Source organism: Actinomycetospora chiangmaiensis DSM 45062 (assembly GCF_000379625.1).
GTDB lineage: Bacteria > Actinomycetota > Actinomycetes > Mycobacteriales > Pseudonocardiaceae > Actinomycetospora > Actinomycetospora chiangmaiensis.
Genome location: NZ_KB903224.1, coordinates 43,533 through 66,213 on the forward strand (window position 1 = coordinate 43,533; position 22,681 = coordinate 66,213).

General features: G+C 74.7%; 15 protein-coding genes and 2 pseudogenes. 4 read left to right on the forward strand and 13 right to left on the reverse strand.

Features of this window, described 5'->3' with window-relative positions; translation table 11 throughout:
- The first annotated feature begins 161 nt into the window (after positions 1 to 161).
- Positions 162 to 779: a LysM peptidoglycan-binding domain-containing protein gene (locus tag A3CO_RS39995; RefSeq protein ID WP_018332365.1), complete on the forward strand. Its 618-nt coding sequence runs from the start codon at positions 162 to 164 to the stop codon at positions 777 to 779.
- 483 nt (positions 780 to 1,262) lie between these two features.
- Here A3CO_RS39995 and A3CO_RS40365 read toward each other — a convergent pair.
- From A3CO_RS40365 to A3CO_RS0111380, 5 genes and pseudogenes are all read right to left on the reverse strand, one after another.
- Positions 1,263 to 2,212 (reverse strand): annotated as a pseudogene (locus A3CO_RS40365) (molybdenum cofactor biosynthesis protein MoaE).
- A gap of 40 nt (positions 2,213 to 2,252) precedes the next feature.
- Positions 2,253 to 2,741, reverse strand: a complete 489-nt coding sequence (moaC, locus tag A3CO_RS0111365) for a cyclic pyranopterin monophosphate synthase MoaC (RefSeq protein WP_018332368.1) — start codon at positions 2,739 to 2,741, stop codon at positions 2,253 to 2,255.
- On the reverse strand, positions 2,738 to 4,195 hold the full coding sequence (locus A3CO_RS0111370) for an NAD-dependent malic enzyme (RefSeq protein WP_018332369.1): 1,458 nt from the start codon (positions 4,193 to 4,195) through the stop codon (positions 2,738 to 2,740). Before A3CO_RS0111370 ends, moaC begins: the two co-directional genes overlap by 4 nt.
- Positions 4,196 to 4,214: 19 nt before the next feature.
- Positions 4,215 to 4,799: a nucleotidyltransferase family protein gene (locus A3CO_RS0111375; RefSeq protein ID WP_018332370.1), complete on the reverse strand. Its 585-nt coding sequence runs from the start codon at positions 4,797 to 4,799 to the stop codon at positions 4,215 to 4,217.
- The gene (locus A3CO_RS0111380; RefSeq protein WP_018332371.1) at positions 4,799 to 5,005 is read right to left on the reverse strand and encodes a hypothetical protein; all 207 of its coding nucleotides are present in this window, start codon (positions 5,003 to 5,005) and stop codon (positions 4,799 to 4,801) included. The genes A3CO_RS0111375 and A3CO_RS0111380 overlap by 1 nt, the downstream gene beginning before the upstream one ends.
- 102 nt (positions 5,006 to 5,107) lie before the next feature.
- On the opposite strand from A3CO_RS0111380, the gene A3CO_RS0111385 reads away from it, so the two are divergent.
- Positions 5,108 to 7,420 (forward strand): helicase-associated domain-containing protein, encoded by a 2,313-nt coding sequence (locus A3CO_RS0111385; protein ID WP_018332372.1) that lies wholly within the window; start codon positions 5,108 to 5,110, stop codon positions 7,418 to 7,420.
- Between the two features lie 60 nt (positions 7,421 to 7,480).
- On the opposite strand, the gene A3CO_RS0111390 is transcribed toward A3CO_RS0111385, so the two are convergent.
- From A3CO_RS0111390 to A3CO_RS35705, 4 genes are read right to left on the reverse strand one after another with little or no spacing between them, the layout of a single operon-like run.
- Positions 7,481 to 8,071 (reverse strand): GTP-binding protein, encoded by a 591-nt coding sequence (locus A3CO_RS0111390; protein WP_018332373.1) that lies wholly within the window; start codon positions 8,069 to 8,071, stop codon positions 7,481 to 7,483.
- Positions 8,052 to 8,753 (reverse strand): DUF742 domain-containing protein, encoded by a 702-nt coding sequence (locus tag A3CO_RS37490; RefSeq protein WP_018332374.1) that lies wholly within the window; start codon positions 8,751 to 8,753, stop codon positions 8,052 to 8,054. The genes A3CO_RS0111390 and A3CO_RS37490 overlap by 20 nt, the downstream gene beginning before the upstream one ends.
- Positions 8,754 to 8,775: 22 nt before the next feature.
- A complete protein-coding gene (locus A3CO_RS0111400; protein WP_018332375.1) occupies positions 8,776 to 9,198 on the reverse strand; it encodes a roadblock/LC7 domain-containing protein in 423 nt (140 codons plus the stop codon).
- Positions 9,195 to 13,571 (reverse strand): nitrate- and nitrite sensing domain-containing protein, encoded by a 4,377-nt coding sequence (locus tag A3CO_RS35705; protein WP_051085921.1) that lies wholly within the window; start codon positions 13,569 to 13,571, stop codon positions 9,195 to 9,197. The genes A3CO_RS0111400 and A3CO_RS35705 overlap by 4 nt, the downstream gene beginning before the upstream one ends.
- Before the next feature lie 570 nt (positions 13,572 to 14,141).
- Between A3CO_RS35705 and A3CO_RS0111410 the strand changes: the two genes are divergently transcribed.
- Entirely contained in the window at positions 14,142 to 15,818 is a 1,677-nt protein-coding gene (locus tag A3CO_RS0111410; RefSeq protein WP_018332376.1) for a DNA repair helicase XPB, read from the forward strand.
- Positions 15,819 to 15,907: 89 nt separating this feature from the next.
- Here A3CO_RS0111410 and A3CO_RS31595 read toward each other — a convergent pair.
- The 4 genes and pseudogenes from A3CO_RS31595 to A3CO_RS31600 form a co-directional block, all read right to left on the reverse strand.
- Positions 15,908 to 16,276 (reverse strand): annotated as a pseudogene (locus A3CO_RS31595) (YccF domain-containing protein); the annotation flags it as partial.
- Between the two features lie 189 nt (positions 16,277 to 16,465).
- Entirely contained in the window at positions 16,466 to 17,764 is a 1,299-nt protein-coding gene (locus tag A3CO_RS0111420; protein WP_018332378.1) for an MFS transporter, read from the reverse strand.
- A gap of 220 nt (positions 17,765 to 17,984) precedes the next feature.
- The gene (gene groL / locus A3CO_RS0111425) at positions 17,985 to 19,619 is read right to left on the reverse strand and encodes a chaperonin GroEL (protein ID WP_018332379.1); all 1,635 of its coding nucleotides are present in this window, start codon (positions 19,617 to 19,619) and stop codon (positions 17,985 to 17,987) included.
- A gap of 174 nt (positions 19,620 to 19,793) precedes the next feature.
- Positions 19,794 to 20,945: a serine/threonine-protein kinase gene (locus tag A3CO_RS31600; RefSeq protein ID WP_018332380.1), complete on the reverse strand. Its 1,152-nt coding sequence runs from the start codon at positions 20,943 to 20,945 to the stop codon at positions 19,794 to 19,796.
- A 492-nt stretch (positions 20,946 to 21,437) separates the two neighbouring features.
- On the opposite strand from A3CO_RS31600, the gene moeA reads away from it, so the two are divergent.
- Positions 21,438 to 22,637 carry a molybdopterin molybdotransferase MoeA gene (moeA, locus tag A3CO_RS0111435; RefSeq protein WP_026204506.1) on the forward strand — a complete coding sequence of 400 codons (1,200 nt, stop codon included), beginning with the start codon at positions 21,438 to 21,440 and terminating at the stop codon, positions 22,635 to 22,637.
- Positions 22,638 to 22,681 lie beyond the last annotated feature (44 nt).

The window sequence follows — 22,681 nt, forward strand, 5'->3', positions numbered from 1 at the left end:
CGACACGAGAGGTGCGGACCGGACAGGCCGAACGAGCAGAGGCATGGCGCGCCCCACGGGGAGTGCCCACGGTGAGACCGCGTGGAACCGGTCCGTGATCCGTCGGGGAGCACCGACTCCCGGCCGACTGTGTCGTGGGACGCGGTGCGACGAGAGAGGTCATGCTTCGTAGTTCCGAGAAGTCGCTGGCGCGCGCCCTCACCCGTAGGGCGGCCCAGCTGACGCTGGTCGGCGCGCTCGCGGCCACCCCGCTCGCGCTCGCCGCCGGCACGGCATCCGCCACGGATTGGGATGCCATCGCCCAGTGCGAGAGCAGTGGTAACTGGTCGACGAACTCCGGCAACGGGTTCTCCGGCGGCCTGCAGTTCACGCCGTCGACCTGGCAGGCGTTCGGTGGGTCGGGCAGTGCCCACAACGCCAGCCGCGAGGAGCAGATCGCGGTCGCCGAGCGCGTCAAGGCCGCCCAGGGCATGAACGCCTGGCCGACCTGCTCCAAGAAGACCGGCAACACCTCGAGTTCGTCCAACTCCTGGAGCTCGAGCAGCTCGTCGAGCTCGTCCGGCTCGTCCAGCTCCTCGAAGAAGAGCACGAGCAGCGAGGCCATCAAGGCACCGACGGCCTCGGCCGTCGCCCCGGCCGGCGGCTACACCGTCGTCTCCGGCGACACCCTCAGCTCCATCGCGAGCGCCCACGGTGTCTCCTGGGAGCAGGTCGCCCAGCGCAACGGCCTCGCGGACCCCGACGTCCTCGCGGTCGGGCAGCAGCTCGCCCTGAGCTGATCCGCCGTACCGCCCCGACCCCCGCCGGTGCTCCGAGCACCGCCGGGGGTCGCGGTGTGTCCGGGGGGCTCCCCGTCGCTCTCCGGGCCCGGACGTCCTGCTGGGCTCACCGCGAGGTGGACACCAGGCATGGTCCCCGGCCCTCCGAGCTGCCCCACGTCGCTCTCGGGGCCCGGACGTCCTGCTGGGCTCACAGCGAGGTGCACGCCGGGCATGCTCCCCGACGCTCCGAGCTGCCCCACGTCACGCTCGCGGGCGGGCGTCTTCCCCCGGCGCCGAGCGCAGCGGAGCGACGCCGGCTCGGCTCGTCCTGTCGCGGCCTGCCGACACCCGGCACGCAGTCGCAGTGAATCAGCGCGACAAGGCCGCTGGCCGACGTCAACTGCCCGCGACAGGTCAGCGGGCCCGAACATCACGACGTCGGGCGCGCCCTCGCGCCCGGACGTCCTGCCGGCTCACCGCGAGGCCCAGGACCCCCGGGAGCTACGGGCAGTTGACCCATTCCTCGGTGCCGTCGGCGAACTCCTGGCGCTTCCACACCGGGAGCTGGCGTTTCACCTCGTCGACCAGCTCGCTGCACGCGTCGAAGGCCTCGCGCCGGTGCTCGGCGGCGACGGCGCAGGCGAGGGCCACGTCACCGATCGCGAGCGGGCCGACCCGGTGCGACACGGCGATGGCCGTGACCCCGTCGAACCGGCCGGCGATCTCGGCCGCGACCTTCTCCACGACGGACCCCGCCGACGGGTGGCCCTCGTAGTCGAGCGCCCGGACGGAGCGGCCGTGGTCGTGGTCCCGGACCACGCCGGAGAACGTGACGACCGCACCGCTGCGCGGCCCGTCCACCAGGGCGGCGTGCTCGGACACGTCGAGCGGCTCCTCGCCCACGGCGGCGCGCAGCACGGCCGCGGGGTGCTCGATGGTCGAGCTCCGCCGCGCCGCGTCTCTGCCGGTCGGTGCACTCACGGGTGGTCCCCTCCCTGGATCTGGTCGACGGCGTGGTCGAGCACCGGCTCGAGCACGGACAGTCCGTCGCGCACCCCGCCCGGAGAGCCGGGCAGGTTCACCACCAGTGTGCGCCCCGCGACGCCGGCGACGCCGCGGGACAACATGCTGGTCGGCACCTTCTCGGCGCCGGCCCTGCGCACCGCGTCGGCGATCCCCGGCACCTCGTAGTCGAGCACGGACCGGGTGGCCTCGGGCGTGCCGTCGGTCGGGGAGATGCCGGTGCCACCCGTCGTCAGGACCACCTGCACCCGCTCCGCGACCGCCGCGCGCAGCGCCTCCGCGACGGGCTCGCCGTCGGGGACGACCTGGGGATCGTCCGCGGTCCACCCGCGCTCGCGCAGCCAGTCGACGATCACCGGCCCGCCCCGGTCCTCGTACACCCCGGCCGACGCCCGGTTCGACGCCGTGATCACCCGCGCCCGCCGCAACGGCTCGTTCACGGCCTGCCACCCCGTCGCTGCGCTCGCCTCATCGCCCCTCCGGCCTCGTCCAGACGCCGGAGCGTCCGCCTTCCTTGCGCTCGAGCCGCACCCCGTCCATGGTCGCGGCCGGGTCGAGCGCCTTGACCATGTCGTGCAGCGCGAGACCCGCGACCGACACCGCGGTCAGGGCCTCCATCTCCACCCCGGTGCGGTCGGCGCTCCGGGCGGTCGCGGTCACGTGGACCTCCGACGCGCCGACCTCGAGATCCACCGTCACGCCGGCCAGCGGGATCGGGTGGCAGAGCGGGATCAGGTCGGGCGTCCGCTTGGCACCCATGATCCCGGCGATGCGCGCCGTGGCCAGCGCGTCGCCCTTGGGCACCGTGCCGTCGCGCAGGGCCGCGCACACCTCCGCGGTGGTGCGCAGCGTCCCGCTCGCCGTGGCCACCCGTCGGGTGACCTCCTTGTCGCCGACGTCGACCATGCGCGCCGCGCCCGTCTCGTCGACGTGCGTGAGGCCGCCGGGGCCGGTCATGTCTCCTCCTTGGTGACGCCCTCGGCGGACTCGGCGCCCGCGTCGAGCGCCGCCTGCACCGACCCGAGCTCGGCGCCCTCCGCCTCGCTCACCTTCCGGACCGCCGAGGCCACCGCGGGCGACACCGTGGAGTCGAAGACGCTCGGCACGATGAACAGCGGATTGGGCTCCGCGACGACGTCCGCGATCGCGGCCGACGCCGCGAGCAGCATCGCGTCCGTGATGGTCCGGGCCTGGGCGTCGAGCAGGCCCCGGAAGATGCCGGGGAACGCCAGCACGTTGTTGATCTGGTTCGGGTAGTCCGACCGGCCGGTGGCCACCACGGCCGCGTGGTGCTGCGCGACGCCCGGGTCGATCTCCGGATCGGGGTTCGCGAGCGCGAAGACGATGGCGTCGTGGGCCATCGCCTTCACGTCCTCGGCGTGGAGCAGGTTCGGTGCCGACACCCCGATGAAGACGTCGGCCCCCGGCAGCGCGTCGTGCACGTCGCCGGTCCGCCCGTCGGCGTTGGTCTGCTCGGCGACCCACTGCAGCGACGAGTGCAGCCCGGGCCGCTCGCGGTGGATGATCCCGTCGACGTCCACCGCGATCAGGTCGGCGGGCTGCAGGGGCAGCAGCAGCCGGATGATCGCCGACCCGGCGGCACCCACCCCGCACACGACGATGCGGCAGTCCTCCGCGCGCTTGCCCACCACGCGCAGCGCGTTGCGCAGCGCTCCGAGCACGACGACGGCAGTGCCGTGCTGATCGTCGTGGAAGACCGGAATGTCGAGGGTCGCGCGCAACCGCTCCTCGATCTCGAAGCAGCGGGGGGCGGCGATGTCCTCGAGGTTGATCCCGCCGTAGACCGGGGCGAGGACCTCGACGGTACGGATGATCTCCTCGGTGTCCTGCGTGTCGAGGCACACGGGCCACGCGTCGACCCCGGCGAAGCGCTTGAACAGCGCCGCCTTGCCCTCCATCACCGGCATCGCGGCGGCGGCCCCGAGGTTGCCGAGCCCCAGCACGGCGGACCCGTCGGTGACCACCGCGACCGTGTTCCGCTTGATCGTCAGCCGCCGCGCGTCGTCCGGGCGCCGGGCGATCGCCTGGCACACCCGCGCGACGCCGGGCGTGTAGGCCCGGGAGAGGTCCTCACGGGTGCGCAGCCCGACCTTCGGCGTGACCTCGATCTTCCCGCCGAGGTGCACCAGGAACGTCCGGTCGGACACGTTGCGCACCCGCACGCCGTCGAGCGTGTCCAGCGCCTCGGTGATCTCCTCGGCGTGCCGCTCGGACAGGGCGTTGCAGCTGATGTCGACGATGATCGAGTCGGGTCGCGACTCGACGACGTCGAACGCCGTCATCACGCCGCCGACGCGACCGACGGCCACGGCGAGGTCGCCCGCCGCGGTGGCGCTCGGCGGCGCCTCCACCCGGGCGGTGATGGCATAGCCGGGTCCGGGGACCGCCACGGTTCAGCCCTCCTGCGCACTAGTCCGATGACAGCCGGGCCAGATCGGCCGGGGTGTCGACGTCGTCTCGGGTCGCGACGTCGCCGACCTCCACGGCCCGCACGTCGTCCCGCCCGGCAAGGTAGCCCCGCGCCCCGACATCGTCGTGCGCGGCGGCCGCGACGGCGGCCAGATGGTCCCGTCCGAACACCACGGGGTGGCCCGGACGGCCGTCGTAGGCCCCCCGGACGATGCCGTCGGGCGCCGCCGCGGCCGCGACCCGGGCGAGCGCGGCGGGCCCGATGCCCGGGGTGTCGACCAGGAGCACGAGCACGGCGTCCGCGTCCGCGGGGACCACGTCGAGCCCGGCGCGCAGGGACTCCCCCATCCCCCGCTCCCACGCGTCGGCGGTGACGACGAGCGCCTCCGGGTCGGCCGCGCGGACGGCCGCGGCTGCGGCGTCGGCGGCCGCCCCCACCACGACGACCCGCGGGGCGCACCCGCCGTCGTGAAGGGCCCGCAGCGCCCGCGCCACCAGTGGCTCACCGTCGAGTTCGACGAGCGCCTTCGGCGTGCCCATCCGGCGGCCGGCCCCCGCCGCGAGCAGGAGGCCGGCGACCGTCATCAGCGATTGATCTCCGTGACCGGGTGCTCGTAGCCGAGCTGGTCGGCCGGCAGCGGGAACTCGATCTCACCGAACGGGGAGGCGGCACCCTGCGTGGGCGCCATCAGCTCCGTGATGGGGTGTCCGCCGTCGACCTGCGGCCAGCCCGGGTCCTGCCGGGGCTCGACGGCCTTCGGGGTCTGCTCACCGTCGCTCTGCGCTGCCACCGGTTCCTCCCTGGTCGCTCCGTGGGTCTCCAGTCTGCCGCATCCCGGCCCGACACACCGACCGGACCACCTCCGCGATCACGACCGATTAGCCTGGTAGGGATGGCCAGGACCCTCCTCGAGCACCTGCGTGCCCAGGACGACGAGATCCTGGGCGCGCTCCTGCGGGCGCGCCCCGATCTGGCCCTGCCCGCGCCGGCCGACACCGGGGTCGTCGCCACCCGCGCGGGCGTGCGCACCTCCGTCGGCCGGGCCTGCGAGGACCTCGACGCCCTCCACCTCGCGCTGGTCGACGCCCTGCTCGTCGCCGAGGCCGACCAGTCGCCCGCCGATCCCGCGCACGTGCTCGGCCTGCTCGGCGCCGACGTCCCGCCCGAGGTGGGCCGGGCCGCCCTCGACCGGCTCCGGGTGCTGGCGCTGGTCTGGGACGTTCCCGACGACGGGAGTGGTCCTGTCGGCGTGCGCGCGGTGCCCGCCCTGCGCGACACCGCCCGGCGCTATCCCGCCGGTCTCGGCCGGCCCGCGCCGTCGGACTCGGTGCTGCACCGCGAGGACCCGGCGGCGGTGATGGCGGCCCTGCCGGCCGACGAGCGCGCCGTGGTCGACGCCCTGGACCGCGACGGTCCGGTCGGGCGCAGCCGCGCGCGGGACGGCGACGACAACCCGGTCGCCCGCCTGCTCGCGGCCGGCGTCCTGCGCCGGATCGACGACGACACCGTGGAGCTCACCCGCGAGGCCGGGCTCGGGTTGCGCGGCGACCGGCCCCTCGGCCCGATCGTCGCCGTGGACCCGATGCCCGCCCCCCGCACGCAGGACCCGGCGACGATCGACGCCACGGCGGCCGGCGAGGCCCTCGAGACCGTCCGGCGCGCGGAGGCCGTGCTGGCCGCCTGGTCCGCCGCGCCCCCCGCCGTCCTGCGTTCGGGCGGGCTGGGGGTGCGGGACCTGCGCAAGCTCGCCAAGCAGCTCGACGTCGACGAGACCGCCGCCGGCCTCCTCGTCGAGACCCTCGCCGCCGCCTCCCTGCTCGCGGTGAGCGAGGACGCCGACGCCGTCTGGTGCCCGACGACGACGGCCGACCGCTGGCTCGCCTCCCCACCGGAGACACAGTGGGTCGCCCTCGCGCGGGCCTGGCTGGAGATGCCGCGACAGCCCTCGACGATCGGGCAGCGCGACACGATGGACAAGCTCGTCGGCCCGCTCTCCGACGAGGTCCGCCGGCCCTGGGCCGCGCCGGTCCGCCGTCGGGTGCTGCACCGCCTCGCCGAGTTCGACGACGGGGCGGGGCCGGTCTCGGTCGACGCGCTCGTCGAGTCCCTGGCGTGGCGGGCGCCGCGCCGCGGCGGCCGGGCGCGCGACGACCTGGTACGCGCGACCGTGCGCGAGGCGACCGCGCTCGGCATCGTCGCCCTGGATGCCATCACGACGGCGGGTCGGGAGCTGCTGCAGGTGCCGCGGCGGCCCGGCGACGACCCGGACGCGGCCGCCGCGGCGGCGGTCCGGCCGGCCATGCCGGAGCCCGTCGGTCACATCCTGCTGCAGGCCGACCTCACCGCGGTGGCCCCCGGGCGGCTGGAGCCGGAACTGGCGTCGGCGATGGACCGGCTCGCGGACGTCGAGTCGGCCGGCGGCGCGACCGTGTACCGGATCAGCGAGGCGTCGATCCGCCGGGCCCTGGACCTCGGCTGGACCGCCGCCGACGTGCACGCGCTGTTCGCGGAGCGGTCCGCGACGCCGGTGCCGCAGGGCCTGACCTACCTCGTCGACGACGTCGCGCGGCGCCACGGCCGGCTGCGCGGCGGCTCGGCCGCGTCGTTCCTGCGCTCGGAGGACGAGGCGCTGCTGGCCGAGGTCATGGCGTTGCCGACGGCGGAAACCCTCGGGCTGCGCCGCCTCGCCCCGACCGTGGTGATCTCGACGGCCGCGCTCGCCGAGGTCCTCGACGCGCTCCGTGCCGCCGGGCTCTCCCCCGTGGCGGAGGACGCCGACGGCGGGGTGCTGGACCTGCGCCCGCGGGGCCGCCGCACGGCGCCGCGCCGGCCCGACCGCGGGGGGAACGGCGCACCCGCCCTGTCCGACGACCAGATCGCGGCCCTCGTCGCGCAGCTGCGGGCCGGCGACCGTGCCGCCACCGCGGCACGGGGTGCGGCCACCGTCCCGGGTTCGACCCGGCAGACCGCCTCGGCGACGGTCGCGGTGCTCGCCGATGCCGCCCGGACCGGCCGCACCGTGTGGATCGGCTACGTCGACGCCGCGGGCACCGCCTCCCAGCGGGTGGTGCGCCCGCTGCGGGTCGGCGGCGGCCTGCTGGAGGGCACCGACGCAGCGGTGGGGTCGGAGGACACCGGGCCGGGCTCGGCGGTGTCCTTCGCGCTCCACCGCATCACCTCGGTCAGCGTGCTGACCGAGAACTGAACCCCGAACGGGTCGTTCGTGCGTCCTCGCCGCACGGTCGACCCGTTCGTCAGCCGAGGCTCAGGCGCGCGCGCCGACCGCCCACACCTGCATCGCGTGCTCCACCAGCGCGATGAGCGTCTCCTTCGTCGACTCCCGGTCACGGGCATCCACGGTGACCACCGGGACGGACGGGTCGATGGCCAACGCCTCCGCCACGTCCTCGAGCGAGTGGGTCAGCACGCCGTCGAAGAGGTTCACGCCGAGCACGTAGGGCAGGTTGCGGTCCTCGAAGAAGTCGACCGCGGCGAAGCAGTCGGCCAGGCGGCGGGTGTCGACCAGCACCACCGCGCCGATGGCGCCGCGGACGAGGTCGTCCCACATGAACCAGAACCGGTCCTGCCCCGGCGTCCCGAACAGGTAGAGGATCAGGTCGGCGTCGAGGGTGACGCGGCCGAAGTCCATCGCGACCGTGGTGGTGCGCTTGTTCGGCACCGCCGTGAGGTCGTCGACCCCGGCGCTCGCGTCGGTCATCACCGCCTCGGTGGTCAACGGGTCGATCTCCGAGACCGAGCCGACGAAGGTCGTCTTGCCGACCCCGAACCCCCCGGCGACGACGATCTTGGCCGACGTGGTCGTCGGGACCGCCTCGTCAGAGCCGTCGTAGTCCACTCAGCACCCTTTCCATCAACGCCATGTCCGGGGAGTCACCCGTCGACGAGGCGGTCTCGTGCACCACGATCGATCCGTGCGCGGCCATGTCGCCGAGCAGCACCCGGGCCACCCCGAGGGGCAGTCGGAGCAGGGCCGCGACCTCCGCGACCGACTTCGGCTGGTCGCAGAGGTCGGCGATCATGCGGTGCTCGTACTGGACGACCTGGGCGGGGTCGCGGCCCTGGGCCGTCGTCGACAGCAGTGTCTCGACGGCGAGGTCGTAGGCCGGACGGGTCCGGCCGCGCGTCCACGCGTAGGGCCGGACGAACGACGCCTCCGGTGGCTCGTCGCCGTGACGCGGGGCGTCCGGGTAGTCGGGCGCCACGAACTGGTGGCGGCCCGGGACCTGGATGCCCCCGGGGGTCGTCGGCGGGAGCGCCGGGTCCCCGTTCGGGAAGAGCGGGCCGGGCCGGGGGACCGAGCCGGCCCACGCGGCACCCGGCGGGAACCCCGTCGCGCTGCCGCGGTGGGCGCCGCCGGCGTCCTCCGCGTCGAGCTGCCGGGCCGCCTCCTGGTCGGCCTGCTCGGCCCGGTCGTTCCTGCGGCGGCGCCGGAACAGCCCCCGACGCTCGCCGGAGCGTCCCGGCGCGCCCCCCGTGATCCCGTTGAGGACCTCGGCGTACGAGTCGTCCTCACTCACCGCCGCTCACCCCCCGGCCTCCTCACCGGAACCCCGATCCCTGCAGCTCCGCCCGCAGTTCGGGGGTGAGCAGCTGCCCGACCCGGTCGACGAGCAACGTCATCTCGTAGCCCACGAGGCCGATGTCGCAGTTCGGCGCGGCCAGCGTGGCCAGGCAGGAGCCGTCGCTGATCGACATGAGCAGCACGATGCCGCGCTCCATCTCCACGACCGTCTGCACCACCTCGCCGGCCTCGAAGCAGCGGGCCGCGCCCTGCGTGAGGCTGACCAGCCCGGACGCCACGGCGGCGAGCTGGTCGGCCCGGTCCCGCGGGAGGCGGTTGGACGCGGTCAGCAGCAGCCCGTCGGCGGACACGACCACGGCGTGGGCCACACCCGGGACCCGCTCCGCGAAGTTCGAGACCAGCCAGCCGAACCTGCTGGGCTGCGACTGGGGTGCCGTCACTGCTCCTCCTCGATGGCGTTCGTGTCGGCGGCGGGGCCGCCGTCGGGGTACGGGCCGGGCCGGGTCGAACGCCCGTCCGCGACACCGCGCTGATAACTGGCGAGCCGTCCGCGCACCGCCTCGGCGTTGCGCCGCGGGGCCTCCGGGGCGGCCCCGGGGACGCTCGGAGCGGACGGCCGGGCGCTGCCGGGCACGAGCTGCGCCCGGGGCCGACGACGGGGCAGCCCGGACTCGGTGGTCCCGGCGTCGACCGTCGTCAGGGACGGCGCCCCCGCGTCGAACCCGGGACGTCCGGCGTCCGACCACTCCGGGTCGACCGTGTCGGGCGCGTTCGGCTCCGCCTCGCGGAACCACACCGAGGCGACCTCGTCGAAGATCGGCGTGCGCTCCCGGTTGGGCAGCACCGCCGCCGGACGCCGCGGCAGCCCCTCGGGCGTCGACCGGACGGGGCGGGGTCCGGTGCCGTTCGTGGCCGACCCGTTGGTGGCGACGCCGTTCGTGTACGTGCCGTTGGTGACGGCGCCGTTGGTGTACGTGCCGTTCGTGGCCGCACCGTTCGCGGCCGCACCGTTCGTGGCCGCACCGTTCGTGGCCGCACCGTCGGTGGGGGCGCTGTCGGTGTACGTGCCGATGGCGTGCGCCCCGGTGGCAGGCGCGCCGTTCGGGGCGACGTCCTCGGGCGCCGTGCCGTCGACGTCCGGGTCGTCGGCGTCCACACCGTGAGCCCCGTCGGCGTGATCCCCGTCGGCGTGAGCACCGTGCGCGGGCACGCCGTGGGCGGGCACGCCGTGGGTCGGCACGCCGTTCGTGGCGACGACCGGCGCCGGGGCGCCGGGCGACGCCGTGTCGTCGCCCGGGGCGAACAGCTCCTCGGCGGAGGCCGCCGGGGCCTCCTCGCCCTCCGCCTGCTCGTCGGCCGGACGTGGCCGCAACCGGGGCGCCAGGCCGGGCCGCAGCAGCGGCTCGCCCTCGGGCCGGCGACGCTGCGCCATCGGTCGCAGGGACCGGCGGCTCGGGCGGGACGGAAGCCCGTCGCCGGCAGCCTCGTCCGGAGCGGACGGCTCCGACGCGGTGGCGGCCGGCTCGTCGGCGGCCCGCTCGGCCGGGTCCTCAACGACGACGGCCTCAGCCGGCGCCACGTCCTCGGGCTCGGGCTCTGGCTTCGGCTCCGGCTCGGCGTCCGGCGGGGCGACGTGCGCCGCGGCGTGCGGAGCGGTCGGTTCCACCACGGGCGCCGCGACGGACTCGGCGTGGTCCGTGCCGGTCGTCTCGACGTCCTGCTCCGGCGCCTCGGACGCCGTGGGCCCGGGCGGCGGCACCACCTCGGCGCCGTTCCACATCGGGGGCTGCGGCGCGGGGGCCGATCCGGGCGGCCGCGGCCCACTGTCGGGGGGCGGACCCCACGGCGCCGGGCCCGGTCCGGCGGCCGCACCGGGGAACGGCGCGGGTCGCTGCGGCGACGGCCGCGGGGGGAGGGGCCGGTTCAGCGGCGGACCCGCCGGGTCGGCCGGTCCACCCGGGCCGAAGGGCATGCCCTGCGGCGCGTCCGACCAGCCCGTGGGCCGCGGGCGCGGCGCGGGGCGACCGTCACGGGTCGTGCGCTCCGCGGAGGGCCCGGCGGCGGGGACCGGTCCGGGACCGGGCTGCGGTCGGAACCCGTGACGTCCGGGCGGGCCGGCCTCCTCCACGGTGCCGGCCGGGGCCTCGTCCTCGTCCTCGGCGCCGTCCGGGCCGCGCCACGCGTGCGCGGCCACGGGACGCTCCGGCACCCCGGGCGTCCGGCGCTCCTCGACGGCGGGCGCGCCCTGGCTCCAGACGGAGACGCCGTCGTCGTCACCGCCGGCCCACACGGTGGCGACGCGGTCGTCGTCCTCGTCGTCCTCGTCGTCGATGTCCGCCGCATCGGTCTGCGGCGCCGACACCTGCGCCGCGGGCGCGACCGTCGGCGCGGAGGGCGGGTCCTCCGGCGGCGCGGCGCCCGGACGGACCGGGCGGCGAGGGAGCGCCGCCGCGAGGGCGCCGGTCAGCCCGTTCCGACGCTCGGGCACCGCGGCGTCGGCCGGGCGCGGGCCCGCGGGCGCCGCCGCGGACTCGACGGGGGTCTCGGTGCGCGCCTCGGTGGGAGCCGGGTCCGATGTCTCCTCGGGCGCACCGGCGGGTGAGAAGAACGATGCGGCGCCGACACCGGCCGCTGCCGCACCGGCGGCACCCCGGGCGGCGGCGGTGCGACGGGGCAGACCGGAGACGTCCTCCCGCGATTCCTGCCGCGGGATGCCCGGGGTCTCCGCCCGCGGCGCGCCGCCGACCGGGCTGCCGAGCGGGCTGGCCCCGGGCGAGCGCACCGGGAGGCCGGTGCCGCCGAGCGCGCGGGTCGAGGGGCCGCCGCCGGGGCTGGAACCGGGCGCGCCCGACAGCACCGCGGACGCGGGGATGCGGACCGCCGCGGCCACGCCGCCCTCCTCGCGGGTCCGCAGCGTGACGCCGATGCCGTGGCGGATCGCCAGGCGACCGACCACGAACAGGCCCATGCGACGGGAGGCGGAGACGTCGACGGTGGGGGGCGACCCGAGGCGCTGGTTCGCGTCCGCGAGGTCCTCGTCGGTCATCCCGACGCCGCTGTCGGCGATCTCGAGCACGACCGCGCCGTCGGGCTCCGGCCGTGCCGACACGTCGACGCGGGTCTCGGGCGCGGAGAAGGCGGTCGCGTTCTCCAGCAGCTCCGCGACGAGGTGGACGACGTCGGCGGCGGTGCGGCCGAGCAGCTGGACCGACGGCGGCGGGGCCAGCTCGACGCGCTGGTACTGCTCGACCTCCGAGGCCGCGGCCCGCAGCACGTCGACCAGCGGCACCGGCCGCCCGCCGCGCCGTGCGAGGTCGGTGCCCGAGAGGACCAGGAGGTTCTCGGAGTTCCGCCGCATGCGCGTGGCGAGGTGGTCGAGCTGGAACAGGTCGCCGAGGGCCTCCGGGTCCTCCTCCTTGTTCTCCAGCTGCTCGATGAGCCGGAGCTGGCGCTCGACGAGGGCCTGCGAACGGCGGGAGAGGTTGACGAAGATGCTGTTGTACGCCGAGCGGAGGCCGGCCTGCTCGGCGGCGAGCCGGACGGCCTGCTCGTGCACCTGGTCGAAGGCGCGGGCGACCTGCCCGATCTCCTCGCGGGTCTCGATCGGGGTCCGGCTGACGTCGGTGTCGGGGGCCTCGCCCTCGCGCAGACTGCGCACGGCGTCGGGCAGCCGCCGCTCGGCCACGTCGAGCGCGGTGCGGCGCAGCAGCCGCAGCGGACGCAGCAGCGAGCGGGTCACGAAGAAGACGACCGCGGCGCCGGCCATCAGCGCGAGCAGCAGCACCACCGACGCGACCCCGGCCGCGTTGCGGGCACCGTCCTGCAGGGAGGTGGCGTTGGCCTGCAGCCGGGTCCGCAGCTGGTCGGACACGCCGGTGACCTGCTGCTGCACCGCCGACGAGGCGGTGTCCCAGTCCTGGGCGGAGACCTGCGGCGGCAGCCCCGCGCTGCCCCGCCCGAGCACGACCTGGGCGAGCCGGTCGCGTTGGTCCACGGCCGCCCCGACCACCGCGTCCGCGAGGCCCGCGTTGTCGGTGCCGATCGCGCTGCGGAACTCGTCGACGGCGATGCTCCGGCGCAGCGTCGCGTTGCGCGCCTGGTCGATCGACGGCGCGTCGATCCGGCCGCCCGCGATGGCGGCCGCCACGACGGCCTGCACGTAGGCGTCCTGCTCGCGGACGACCGAGAGGGCGTAGAGCCCGGTGGACAGGCCCGCGATGGACGGGTCCGCCGCCTCCCGCGTCAGCGACTCGTCGAAGGTCAGGACGGCCGACGTGGCGTCGGTGTAGCGCGAGATCGCGCCCGCGGGGTCGATCGCGCCACCGCGCACGTCGTCGCGCACGCGGTCGAGGCCCTCGACGGCCGAGAAGGCGCCGCCGTAGGCCGACCGGGTCTGGCCGTCGACCGAGTCGGCCGACGTGTAGGCGCTGCGCAGCCGGCCGAGCTGGTCGTTGGTCGCGTCGGCCGCCTCCTGCACCGGACCGAACCCGCCGGCGCGGTTGGTCGCCAGGAGGACGGCGGCCGCGCGACGCTCGGCGTCGAGCGCGGCGAGGAGCTTCGCGTTGTTGCTCTCGAGCGCGACGGCCTGCTGCACGCCGTCGTAGGACCGGGCCTTCTCGGTCTGCTCCGCGATGCGCAGCACCCCGAGGGTGATGACGAACAGGGTGGGGACGAGGAGGACCGCGGCGAGCTTGACCGGCAGGCTCCAGTTGCGCAGGGCGAGCCGCTCCCCGAGGGGCGGACGGGCCTGCGGGTCGGCGACACCGCCACGAGCCTCGCCTCGCGCGTCGGTTCGACGGACGGGAGCGGTCACGTGCTGGTCCTTCCCCTTGCACCGGTCGGTCGGTCGCCTGTCACGGACACGCCCCCTCGAACGGACGCCTGCTGCACCCTGTGTAGTTGTTCATGGGCTACACTGCCGACGGATCGGCCAGGACGACCCGCCGGGGGTGACGCGGTCACCCCGATCGGCGAGCACCCGTGCACGAGCAGTGCACGGAGCGCGGCAGTCGGTCGCATGGTCGGTCCGTCACGTCGAGGTCGGAGCGGTCACCGGGCCCCGCCGGGGGCGGGACGGTGCGCCCCGACGCGGGGCAGTGGGCAGATCGGCCGTGCACGGGCACGTGGTGTCGGCTCGTGACGGCCCCGTCGGGTGGTGGGTCACTCCTCGGAGCAGCTTCGGTGATGCCGGAGTGTAGACCGACCCCCTGACGAGATCATCTCCCCGTTCTCGTCGCACCCCCTCCGAGCGGCGACGATCACGGGATGTGGCAGGTCACGGGCCCGGACGGGACGGCCCGGGACCGCCGTGGCGTTGAGAGGACAATGGCGAGGGACTCCCCGTCGTCGAGAAACCCCCGCGAGACCCCTGGAGGCCGGACGCGTGAGCACCCCCGGGACCGGACCGCTGATCGTCCAGTCCGACAAGACGCTGCTGCTCGAGGTCGACCACGAGAGCGCCGCCGCGGCCCGGACCGCGATCGCACCGTTCGCCGAGCTCGAGCGCGCGCCGGAGCACGTGCACACCTACCGCGTCACGCCGCTCGCCCTGTGGAACGCCCGGGCGGCGGGCCACGACGCCGAGCAGGTCGTCGACGCCCTCGTCAGCCACTCCCGCTTCGCCGTGCCGCAGAACCTCCTCATGGACGTCGTCGAGACCATGGGGCGCTACGGCCGGCTGCAGCTCACCAACCACCCCGCGCACGGCCTCGTCATGGTCTCGTTCGACCGCGCCGTGCTCGCGGAGGTGAAGCGCAACAAGAAGATCTCCCCGCTCCTGGGCGAGCAGATCGACGACGACACGGTGATCGTGCACCCGTCGCAGCGCGGCCTGCTCAAGCAGATGCTGCTGAAGGTCGGCTGGCCCGCCGAGGACCTCGCGGGCTACGTCGACGGCGAGGCGCACCCGATCGAGCTCGCCGAGGACGACTGGGAGCTGCGGGACTACCAGGCGGAGGCCGTCGAGGGCTTCTGGGCGGGTGGCTCCGGCGTCGTCGTCCTGCCCTGCGGCGCCGGCAAGACCCTGGTCGGCGCGGCCGCCATGGCGAAGGCGAAGGCGACGACGCTGATCCTGGTGACGAACACCGTCGCCGGTCGGCAGTGGAAGCGCGAGCTCGTCGCACGCACGTCGCTCACCGAGGACGAGATCGGCGAGTACTCCGGGGAGCGCAAGGAGATCCGCCCGGTCACCATCGCCACCTACCAGGTGATGACGCGCAAGACCAAGGGCGTGCACCGCGCGCTCGAGCTCTTCGACTCCAAGGACTGGGGGCTGATCATCTACGACGAGGTGCACCTGCTGCCCGCACCCGTCTTCCGGATGACCTCCGACCTGCAGTCCCGCCGTCGCCTCGGCCTCACCGCCACCCTCGTCCGCGAGGACAACCGCGAGGGTGACGTCTTCTCCCTCATCGGCCCGAAGCGCTACGACGCGCCGTGGAAGGACATCGAGGCCCAGGGCTGGGTCGCCCCGGCGGACTGCGTCGAGGTCCGCGTGACGATGACCGACAACGAGCGGATCATCTACGCCACGAGCGAGGCCGACGAGCGGTACCGGATGTGCGCCTGCGCCCGGACGAAGATCCCGGTGGTGCGCTCCATCCTGGACAAGCACCCCGACGAGCCGGCCCTCGTCATCGGCGCCTACATCGACCAGCTCGAGGAGATGGGCGAGGCGCTCGACTGCCCGGTCATCCAGGGCTCGACGTCGAACAAGGAGCGGGAGAAGCTCTTCGACGCCTTCCGACGCGGTGAGCTGCCGCGGCTCGTCGTGTCGAAGGTCGCGAACTTCTCCATCGACCTGCCCGAGGCCTCGGTCGCCGTGCAGATCTCGGGGACCTTCGGGTCACGGCAGGAGGAGGCCCAGCGACTCGGCCGCCTGCTGCGTCCGAAGGCCGACGGTCGGCAGGCGCACTTCTACTCGGTCGTCTCGCGCGACTCGGTGGACGCCGACTACGCAGCCCACCGCCAGCGCTTCCTCGCCGAGCAGGGGTACGCCTACCGGATCGTCGACGCCGACGACCTCCTCGGGCCGCCCGTGCCGGAGGTCGACGCCGACTAGCGGCCGTACCAGGGCACCTCGCCGCCGCGGATGCCCGGCGGCGGGGTGGTGGCCGGCGACGGCCCCACCCCGAAGGTCCGCGGGTCGTCCACGTCGACGATGCGGCGTCCCAGCGGCGTCAGCGAGACGGGGATCAGCTTGAGGTTCGCCCAGGCGAACGGGATGCCGATGATCGTCACGGCCAGGGCGATCGCGGTGAACACGTGGCCGAGGGCGAGCCACCAGCCCGCGACGACGAACCAGACGATGTTGCCCAGCGTCGACCCGACGCCGTGGTCGGGACGGCGCTCGAGCCGCTGCCCGAACGGCCACAGCGCGAACAGCGCGATGCGGAACGAGGCGATCCCCCACGGGATCGTCACGATCAGCACGCAGCAGATGATGCCGGCGATGACGTAGCCGATCGCCATCCACACCCCGGCCAGCACCAGCCAGACGAGGTTCAGCACGACCCGCAGACCTTCCATGTGCTCAGCATGCCCGGATCCACTGAGAGCTCCCTGAGCACGCCGGGAACTATTTTCCCGACGTCGGGTCGGTGCGGATCGGGCCCGATGGCCCTCCCGCCGCGAGCGACGGTCACACCACGCAGGATCCGCGGACTCCGGACCTGCCTCCCCGTCGCCCTCGCGGCGCGGTCGACCGGTTCAGTCCAGCACGCGGCCCTTCGTCTCGGGCAGCGTCAGGATGATCAGGAACGCGATGACCGCCGCGCCGGAGACGTACCAGAAGAACAGCTGCGGCTGTCCCACTCCGGACAGCGCCGCGATGAGCAGCGGCGCGGTGCCGCCGAACAGCGCGACCGTCAGGTTGTACCAGGCGCCGATCCCGAGGGCGCGGAGCTCCGTCGGGAAGATCTCGCTCATGATCGCGGGCGCGATCGAGGAGAACACCGCGTACAGCCCGAGGCCGACGGCGAAGACGACGATCAGGTTGAGCAGTGGCGGCCGGTCGGTGATGAGCAGGCTGAGGGGGACCGTGAGCACCGCGAACGCCGCCGACCAGATCAGCATCTGCGGCTTGCGGCCGAACCGGTCGGCGCACGCGCCCATCGGGTACTGCAGCGCGATGAACACGACCGTGCCGATCGACAGCGCGAGGAAGACCTCACTGCCCTCGGCGCCGCGGAACTGCACCGCATAGGGGGTCAGCGCGCTGAAGAACGTGTAGTAGCAGAGCGTCGAGAGCAGCGTGAAGCCGAAGAGCTGCAGCACCGACTTCGGGAAGTGGGTCAGGGTGCGCAGCAACGGGTTCCTCGTGGCCCTGGCCTTCTCGACGTTCTCCTCGAACTGCTCGGTCTCGGCGAGCGTGCGGCGCAGCCAGAGCCCGACCAGGCCGAGCACGCCGCCGGCCACGAAGGCGATGCGCCAGCCGTAGGACTCGAGGTCCGGCCGCGAGAGCGTCGAGGTCAACAGCAGACCGAGCAGCGACGCGGCGAGCAGCGCGACGCCGGTGGAGATGTAGAAGAAGCTGGAGTAACGGCCGCGGCGGTTCGGGGGCGCGATCTCGGCGAGGTACGCGCTCGCGTTGGACACCTCGCCGCCGAGCGAGAGGCCCTGCGCGATCCGCGCGAGCAGCAGCAGGATCGGGGCGAGCCAGCCGACGGCGGAGTAGGTCGGCAGCACGGCGATCAGCAGCGACCCGCCGGCCATCAGCAGGATCGTGATCAGCATCGCGAACCGGCGGCCCCGCAGGTCGGCCAGGCGCCCGAGGAGAACCCCGCCGAGCGGGCGGAAGAAGAAGGCGAGGGCGTAGGTCGACGTGGTGCCGATGAGCGCGAGCGTCGGGTTCGACTTGTCGAAGAACTGCGACGAGAAGTAGACCGCGAACGTCGCGTAGATCGTCCAGTCGAACCACTCGACGGCGTTGCCGATGCTTGCCGCGACGAGCGTCCGTACCGGCAACCGATGACCCTCGGTCGACGCCTGGTCGGTCACCTGGCTCATGTGCGCTCCCTCACCATGGTCCGTCGGGCACGCACGGTAGGTGATTCGTCCGGAATCGACCAGGCGACGTCGCAGCCAGCGGAACCGTCTGGTGACAGCGGAGCGTCGTCGCCGCCACTGGACGACAGCAACGACGCTTCGCTGCCACGAGGGGCCGGAGACGACGAACGGGCCGCACCCCCGGTGGGGGTACGGCCCGTCGTCAGGAAGAGCGCGTGGACTAGAAGTCCATGCCGCCCATGCCGCCCGTCGGGTCGGCGCCGGCACCGGCGCCCGCCTTCTCGGGCTTGTCGGCCACGACGGCCTCGGTGGTGAGGAACAGCGCGGCGATCGACGCGGCGTTCTGCAGCGCCGAGCGGGTGACCTTGGCCGGGTCGATGATGCCGGCCTTGATCAGGTCCTTGTACTCGCCGGTGGCGGCGTCGAGGCCCTCACCGGTGTTGAGTCCACGGACCTTCTCGGCCACGACGCCGGGCTCGAGGCCGGCGTTGTGCGCGATCTGCTTCAGCGGCGCCTCGAGCGCGGTGCGCACGATGTTGGCGCCGGTGGCCTCGTCCCCGTCCAGCCCGAGGCCGGTGAAGACGTCGCCGGCCGAGGCCTGCAGCAGGGCGACGCCGCCGCCGGCGACGATGCCCTCCTCGACCGCGGCCTTGGCGTTGCGGACCGCGTCCTCGATGCGGTGCTTCCGCTCCTTGAGCTCGACCTCCGTGGCCGCACCGGCGCGGATGACCGCGACGCCGCCGGCCAGCTTGGCGAGCCGCTCCTGGAGCTTCTCGCGGTCGTAGTCGGAGTCCGAGCGCTCGATCTCCGAGCGGATCTGGGTCACGCGACCCGCGATCTGCTCGGCGTCGCCGGCACCGTCCACGATCGTGGTCTCGTCCTTGGAGACCGTGACCTTGCGGGCGCGGCCGAGCAGCGAGAGGTCCGCCGACTCGAGCTTGAGGCCGACCTCCTCGGAGATGACCTCACCGCCGGTCAGGATCGCCATGTCGGCGAGCATCGCCTTGCGGCGGTCACCGAAGCCGGGGGCCTTGACGGCGACCGACTTGAACGTCCCGCGGATCTTGTTGACGACGAGCGTGGCCAGGGCCTCGCCCTCGACGTCCTCGGCGATGATCGCCAGCGGCTTGCCGGACTGCATGACCTTCTCCAGCAGCGGGAGCAGGTCCTTCACCGACGAGATCTTCGAGGACATGAGCAGGACGTACGGGTCGTCCAGCTCCGCCTCCATCCGGTCCTGGTCGGTGACGAAGTAGGGCGAGATGTAGCCCTTGTCGAAGCGCATGCCCTCGGTGAGCTCGAGCTCGAGCCCGAAGGTCTGCGACTCCTCGACGGTGATGACGCCTTCCTTGCCGACCTTGTCCATCGCCTCGGCGATGAGCTCGCCGATCTGCGCGTCGGCGGCCGAGATCGAGGCCGTGGCCGCGATCTGCTCCTTGGTCTCGACCTCCTTGGCGGACTTCAGGAGCGCCTGGGAGACGGCTTCGGTGGCCTTCTCGATGCCCTTCTTCAGGGCCATCGGGTTCGCACCGGCGGCGACGTTGCGGAGGCCCTCGCGGACGAGTGCCTGGGCGAGGACGGTCGCCGTCGTCGTGCCGTCACCGGCGACGTCGTCGGTCTTCTTCGCGACCTCCTTGACGAGCTCGGCCCCGATCTTCTCCCAGGGGTCCTCGAGCTCGATCTCCTTCGCGATCGAGACGCCGTCGTTGGTGATCGTGGGGGCGCCCCACTTCTTCTCCAGGACGACGTTCCGGCCGCGCGGGCCGAGGGTCACCTTGACGGCGTCCGCGAGGCTGTTCATGCCCCGCTCGAGGCCGCGACGGGCCTCCTCGTCGAACGCGATCATCTTGGCCATGCTGGGTGGTCCTCCGATGAGAGACACGTGTGCTCGGCCAGGGGGTGCCCGCGACGGACGACCGGCTCCATTGCGCCGGTCTCACCGACCCGACCTGGCACTCGACACTACCGAGTGCCAGCCGCGAGTCTGGCACTCGGGTGGGGTGAGTGCAAGCGACCCGGCCCGTCGGGGTCAGCCCGGCAGCAGGACGAGGACGACGACCAGCACCACCAGGACCACTCCCCCGACGACGAGCGCCACGACCGGCCGCCCGGGCGTACGGCCGCCGCCGAACGCGCCGAGGTCGGTGGGCGTCGCGGGGTCCTGGGTGCGCCGTGGTGGCGGCGCGGTCCGCGGCGGGAGCGGCGCCCGCACCGGCATCCCGTTCCCGACGGCGGGTCCTGCCCCGGGTGGGCGCGGCGGCCCGGGCGGGCGCGCCGACGGGTGCCCGGGTGGGGCCGGCGGGGTCGGTGTGCGCGGCGGCCTCGGTGTGCGCGCCGGGCTCGATGCGTCGCCGTGAGGGGAGGATGCGAGCGCTCTTGTGGCCCGAGGGTTCCCCTCACACGGGCGGGAGCCGGGGCCGGCCACGGGTGGCCGCCGGGCGAGCGCGGACCGTGCGCCGGTGACGAGTTCCCGGGCGCTCGCGGGGCGCCGGTCGGGATCGACGGACAGGGCCCGGCGCAGCAGGGCGTCGACCTCGGCGCCGAGGGACACGGCCGGCACGTCCCCGGCGAAGTGCGCGTCGATGACCTCGGTGACCGAGCCGCGGTAGGGGGCGCGGCCGGTCAGGCAGGCGTAGAGCACGCACCCGAGCGAGTACAGGTCGGTGCGGGCGTCGACCGGCTCGCCGCGCAGGTGCTCGGGTGCGGCGAAGGTCGGGGAGCCGAGGAAGTCGCCGGCGCGGGTGCGGTGGCCGGTGGCGCCGCGGTGGGTGAGGCCGAAGTCGGCGAGGTACGCGTGGTCGGCCCCCGCCGAGGTCCTGCCGACGAGCACGTTGGCCGGCTTGACGTCGAGGTGGACCAGGCCGTGGGCGTGCACCGCGTCGAGCCCGTCGGCGACCTGGTCGAGCAGCCGCAGCGCACGGTCCGGGGCGAGGGGCCGGCCACCGATCAGGGTGGCGAGGTCCGGGCCCTCGACGAACCGCATCGCGATGAAGAGGCAGTCGTCCACGGCGTCGACGTCGTACAGCGGCACGACGTGCGGGTGGTCGACCGCGGAGGTGTTCCGGGCCTCGTCGCGGAACCGCTCGCGGAACTCCTCGTCCCCCGCGAGGGCGGGGTCGATGACCTTGAGGGCGACGACCCGGCCGAGCCGGGTGTCGGTGGCCCGGTAGACGGTGCTCATGCCACCACGGCCGATGACGCCCTCGACCCGGTAGCGGCCGAGCGAAGATTCGGTCAGGTCCTCGGTAACCGGCGTCCCGCGCGTCGGCTCCGCTGCGCTGCGCGCCGCCGTATCCGGCGTCCCGCGCGTCGGCTCCGCTGCGCTGCGCGCCGCAGTATCCGGCGTCCCGCGCGTCGGCTCCGCTGCGCTNCGCGCCGCAGTATCCGGCGTCCCGCGCGTCGGCTCCGCTGCGCTGCGCGCCGCAGTATCCGGCGTCCCGCGCGTCGGCTCCGCTGCGCTGCGCGCCGCAGTATCCGGCGTCCCGCGCGTCGGCTCCGCTGCGCTGCGCGCCGCCTCGCCCCCGGTCCGCGTCACGGCGACGAGGGTAGAGGCCGGGCGGTCGGTGGCGGGCGTGATCGCGCTCCCCCGTCACCCCAGGTCGGCGCGGGCGGGGCACGATGTCCAGCCGTGGGCGGACACGGGCACGGACACGATCACGGCGACCCCGCGGCGATGCGGCCCGTCGAGGCGCACGCCGCGACCGTGGCGGCGCTGATCGCGGACACCGGCACCGAGACGGTCCCGCTCGCCGCCGCCCGCGGCCGGGTGCTCGCGGCGGACCTGTCGTCGCCGGTGTCCCTGCCGCCCTTCGACAACTCCGCGATGGACGGCTATGCGGTCCGTACGGCGGATCTCGCCACGACGCCGGTGACGCTGCCGGTGGCCGAGGACGTCCCGGCCGGGCGGGTCGACGGCCCGCCGCTCGCCGCCGGCACGGCCCACCGGATCATGACCGGCGCCCCGGTGCCCGCGGGTGCCGACGCGGTGGTGCAGGTGGAGTGGACCGACGGCGGGCTGCCCGGTGCCACGGTGACGATCGAGCGTCCCGTCGACCCCGGGCAGAGCGTGCGGACCGCCGGGGACGACGTCACCGCCGGGCAGGTCGTGCTGCGGGCCGGCACCGTGCTGGGCGCCGCGCAGATCGGGCTCGCCGCCGCGGTCGGCGCACCGGAGCTGACCGTGCACCGGCGGCCCCGCGTGCTCGTGCTGTCCACCGGATCGGAGCTCGTCGCGCCCGGCGAGCCGCTGCGCCACGGGCAGATCCACGAGTCCAACGGCCCCATGCTCGCGGCGGCCGTGGAGGACGCGGGCGGCGAGGCACGCCTGCTGCGCTTCGTCCCCGACGACGTCGAGGAGTTCCTGACGACGCTGGACGCGGCCCTCGCGGAGCCGACCGACCTCGTCATCACCTCCGGCGGCGTGAGCGCGGGGGCCTACGAGGTGGTCAAGGACGCGTTCACCACCCGCGGCATCGCGTTCACCAAGGTCGCGATGCAGCCCGGCATGCCGCAGGGGGCGGGGCGCTACGACGATCGCGTCGCCGTCGTGACCCTGCCCGGCAACCCGGTGAGCTCGCTGGTGTCGTTCGAGGTCTTCGTGCGCCCGGCCCTGCGCCGCGCCGCCGGGCACCCGCACCCCGACCGGGCCCGCGTGCGCGCCCGGGTCGCGGAGGACCTGCACTCCCCCGCGGGCCGTCGCCAGTTCCGCCGGGGACGCCTGGACGCCGTCGACGGGACGGTGTCCCCGGTCGGCGGGGCGGGCTCGCACCTGCTCGCCGCGCTCGCCCACGCGGACTGCCTGCTCGTGGTGGACGCCGAGGTCACCGAGGTGGCGGCCGGCAGCGAGGTGGAGGTCTGGCTGCTCGAGAGCTGACGACGCGCCCGGTGACCGCGTGACCCTCTGGATCGGTCCGGCCC

Bases quoted from the DNA above. Each gene is read 5' to 3' on its own strand.
- A3CO_RS0111375 (WP_018332370.1), bottom strand. From the start codon at position 4,799: ATGACGGTCGCCGGCCTCCTGCTCGCGGCGGGGGCCGGCCGCCGGATG.
- moeA (WP_026204506.1), top strand. From the start codon at position 21,438: ATGCGGCCCGTCGAGGCGCACGCCGCGACCGTGGCGGCGCTGATCGCG.
- groL (WP_018332379.1), bottom strand. From the start codon at position 19,619: ATGGCCAAGATGATCGCGTTCGACGAGGAGGCCCGTCGCGGCCTCGAG.
- A3CO_RS39995 (WP_018332365.1), top strand. From the start codon at position 162: ATGCTTCGTAGTTCCGAGAAGTCGCTGGCGCGCGCCCTCACCCGTAGG.
- A3CO_RS31600 (WP_018332380.1), bottom strand. From the start codon at position 20,945: ATGAGCACCGTCTACCGGGCCACCGACACCCGGCTCGGCCGGGTCGTC.
- A3CO_RS0111385 (WP_018332372.1), top strand. From the start codon at position 5,108: ATGGCCAGGACCCTCCTCGAGCACCTGCGTGCCCAGGACGACGAGATC.
- A3CO_RS0111420 (WP_018332378.1), bottom strand. From the start codon at position 17,764: ATGAGCCAGGTGACCGACCAGGCGTCGACCGAGGGTCATCGGTTGCCG.
- moaC (WP_018332368.1), bottom strand. From the start codon at position 2,741: ATGACCGGCCCCGGCGGCCTCACGCACGTCGACGAGACGGGCGCGGCG.